This window comes from Streptomyces sp. NPDC088554 (assembly GCF_044752945.1).
GTDB lineage: Bacteria > Actinomycetota > Actinomycetes > Streptomycetales > Streptomycetaceae > Streptomyces.
In genome coordinates this window covers 1-3,649 of the sequence record NZ_JBIVMF010000077.1, presented here as the reverse complement: position 1 = coordinate 3,649, position 3,649 = coordinate 1, and the positions used below count along the sequence as shown (strand labels likewise).

Genomic DNA, 3,649 nt, shown 5'->3' with positions numbered 1-3,649 from the left:
CCCGCGGAGCGGGTAAGAAGGTGCTGCGCACCTTCCTAGAGAATACGTTGCGCTTCGCGCAACTAGTCGGCTTCGCCGGCACAACATCCCGGCGCTTCGCTTGGGATGATCCGCTTCGCGGATGAGGCCCTTCGGGCCGGGCTTCGCCCGTGACAGGAACCGCTTCGCTTTTCCTGTCTAGGACTCTCCGGCTTCGCCGTCGAGTCCTAGGCTGGCAGCAGCAAGGGGTCTCCGTCGGGTCCGAGCTGCTACACAGTCAATTTCCAGGAGGGCTGAGCGGAAAGTTCCTCACTGCTTCCTTCGTTGAAAAAGTATGGCAGATCCGAGTTCTCCCCTACTGCCGCTGGGCTGACTGGAGATCAACTCTGGAAGAGGGGCGGACGGTTGAGTCCTGGTTCTGGATCACTTTCAGTGCCGGAGCCACGAAGGGTCACCGAACCCGCGATCATGAACGGCCGTGGGTGACGTCTTCCTTGAGGGCCTGTGGTTTCACCGGGTCGTTGACCAAGCCCGTGGCTCCCAGACGATCATTCTGCGTAGAGAATAGAAATGATCACCCAGGACCACGGGCATCCTGGCCCGACACAACTCGGCCCATCACAGCCTGTGACGGATAGTCAGTACACGCCCGACACGCACCGCTCAAGTTCGAAGACCACCACGGAGGCCACTGCTGGACGGGGAGTCAACCAACCGGGGCGATGCGCGGGTACGGGGCTGATGTCGCGGCGGGCAGCGGCATCTCGTCCAGACGCAGCCGCTGTCAGTCGGCAGCGTGGAGTAGTCGCCGGGGGCCCGGGGCTGACCATCTCGACGCGCCAGGCCTGCGCCGTACTGGCCTGTCAGACCTCGTCCTAGTGGGTGCCAGCTCTCCGTTAGGGGGACTGCGGGGCAGGTGCCGGCTGCTGGGGAGGCACGGTCTGCACGGCCAGTTTGTGGTATCCAGTGGCCGTAATCGTGTGCCACGAGAGATAGAAGCCGACAGCGGCCGCTGTTCCGAGGACGGTTGCCGTGATCAGGAGCAGGGGTCGGTGCTCGACGGGATAGCGCCATAGCGCAAGGTCGGTCGCCAGGGTGAGGAGGATGCTGTCGAGCATCCAGCCGCGACAGATCCTCAGGCGGGAGCGCGCGTAGTCCGCTCGGACTGCCAGGGCAGGAATCTCGGCGAGTGCGATGCGTGCCCGAGCGTAGGCGACCGAGGTCGGGAAAGACTGGGAGCGCAGACGGCGGCGGACGGGGGTGAGGACAGTGTCGGCGACGCGGTCGATGAGAATGCCGAGCGCGTAGGCGAAGGCGAGGGCTGAGCCGGCGGCGAGCGGGGTGCTGGCCAGGGCAGTCAGCTGGCGGCTGTTGTGAGGGCCAGCGATAGCCGCGCCCAAGATGCCCAGAGCTGTGAGAAAACCGATCCCGACGACGAGGACTTCGACGAACATAGCGGTGGCTGCCACGACCGCGGAGGGTTCGGGCTGCGGCGGTCGGGTCACAGGTGGACGCTCCAGATCTCTGCCATGTCGTTGAGCATGGTCTCGGATAGTTGGTCTTCCCAGGTGCCTCGAAGCAGCATCTTGGCGGTGCTGAGGCGCTCGAAGATGATCAGGCTTTCCGGCTGGCTGACGAGTACGTAGCGGCCGTGGCGTAAGAAGTGGTCGCTGGTGGGGCCGTAGTCGCGGTAGGCGTCTTCGAGCTTTCGGCGGTTGTGCTCAGCGAACTGGGCCAGCTTGTTGTGGTAGTTGGTCTCGTGCTCAACGGTGTTGAGGAGCACGTCGATGACGTCTTCGGACAGGTCGCGCCGGTACTGGTGGTCGGTGAAGGTGCGGTAGAGGAACTCTGCTTCGGTCAGGAGTCGATTGCTGCGGGTGAAGTCGGGGTGTTGTGCCAAGGCTTTTACCCCCCGTTCGACCTCGAGGTCGTACAGTTCAACCAGGGCGATCAAACGGTACAGCGACCGACTGACATCGCGGGGTACAGCGGTGTTGCCTGTTTTGTACAGCAGCTTGTGGGACATGCGAGCCCACAAGTCGGTGGCCTCGGTGCGGATCTGGATCTCGCACTCGTAAGGTTGGCCGTCGTTGTCTACGAGATCGCCGCAGGCGAGGACTTGGACATGGAGCCGGGGGTATTGCAGGCTGTACTCGCCGTCGATGTCTTCTTGATCCCGGTAGTCCTCCGGGTCGCCGACGAGCGTCAGGTTGTCCTTGACGACCTGGAGGGCATCGTCGAGTAGTCCTTTGTGCTGGACGATGATGCGGACGCCTGCTTTGTCCGTGATCTTCTTCCAGGGGTCGGCATAGCGCTTGTGGTAGGCCTTGGTGACGAAACTGCCGACGTCCTTGGCCCGGTGGGTCACCTCACAAGTGATGCGGGCGCGGGCAGTCTTGCGTCGTAGAAGGGCTTCCGTCAGCTGGGCTGCCTTTTTGATGCGGGAGTGCTCGTCTTGGTAGCGCTGGAAGGCGTCGTTGACGACGCTCACTGTGCGAAATCCGGTGCCGCTCCGTCGGAGTGCTGGGCGTCTTTCCTTCGGCGGCCCCCGGGAGGCGCGTAACTCCGCGTGGACGTGATTCTCCCGCTGACCGTGACGGTGGAGGTGCCGTCCGGGTGATCTTCGATGTCGATGTCGTCGCGCACCTTTTCCACGGGTGCGACGATGAAGACGCCGCTTTCGAAGCCCAGTCGGAGTTGACTGAGACGGGTCTCTATACGCGCGACGTTCTTGTCGAAGACGGTCGTCGGGACGCTGTGGCTGTCCAGATAGTCGAGAAAGTTGTCCTGGTCGTAAAGCTCCAGGTGCTGAGCGGCGAACGAGGTGGGATCCAGCGTGGGGGTGTTCTTTTGCAGTTCGACCAGGACGGCCATGAGATAGCGGACGCTTCTGTCGGGGTCGCTGACGCTGACGTGATTGTCAACCCAGTCGACAGCCGCATCGTGGAAGCCCTGTGTGAGGACCTGTGGGTCCTCCTTCTGCCGACAGCCCAGGAAGGTCCGCAGCCAAAACTGGGCCATGGGCTTGCCGGACATCTGCTTGTCGGCCGCCCATCCTTCCAGCCCCTCGTCGGTGACGCCGCCGGCGGAGAACAAGGCTGCTTTGTACACCTTGTTATGCTCGGTCATCAGGAGGTCGGCGAAGTAGTGCATGTCGAACGTGCGCAGGCCACCGACTATAACCTCCTTCGCTTGCATTCCCCCTTCCTGCTCCAGTTTGACTATGAGCAGGGCTCGTTGGCCCGCGAGTCGGGATGCCGCGACGAGGAGAAGGCCGGCGGGACTGCTGCCCCGCTGGCTGTCCCACAGCAGCTGTGCCAGGTCACCGGAGACCTCCACCAGGGTGCGTTGCCGCGTGAGGTACTCGTGAACGCAGTCCGGTAGCGCTGATTTGGCCTCAGCTTCTTCAACGATTTCGCGCCCGAGTGTGGTGAGAACTTTGCGGAAGTTGGCCTGGAGTTTGGTGCGCACATCGTCGGTGAGCTGGCACACCGCTTCGCTGAGCTGGGGCTCCGCTTGTACCGGGTCCGACCGCATGCGCTGCGGCACCAGGTGAAAGATGGCCTCGTCAATGACTAGTGCCGTATCAGGCAACGTTGGCCCTGTCGATGACCGCGCGTAGGCGCCGGTCGTCGGCGTGGCGGTTTCGCCAGATGATGTAGCGGCGGAT

At 63.1% G+C, this 3,649-nt stretch carries 3 protein-coding genes; all 3 read right to left on the bottom strand.

Annotation, left to right across the window (positions count from 1 at the left end; genetic code table 11):
* Positions 1-875: 875 nt before the first annotated feature.
* Positions 876-1,448: a hypothetical protein gene (locus ACIP8W_RS31770; RefSeq protein WP_402205877.1), complete on the bottom strand. Its 573-nt coding sequence runs from the start codon at positions 1,446-1,448 to the stop codon at positions 876-878.
* Between the two features lie 32 nt (positions 1,449-1,480).
* The gene (locus ACIP8W_RS31765; RefSeq protein WP_402205875.1) at positions 1,481-2,470 is read right to left on the bottom strand and encodes a hypothetical protein; all 990 of its coding nucleotides are present in this window, start codon (positions 2,468-2,470) and stop codon (positions 1,481-1,483) included.
* Positions 2,467-3,649 (bottom strand): nucleoid-associated protein (locus ACIP8W_RS31760; RefSeq protein ID WP_402205874.1); only part of this gene is annotated, 1,183 nt, incomplete at its 5' end. The genes ACIP8W_RS31760 and ACIP8W_RS31765, both read right to left, overlap by 4 nt.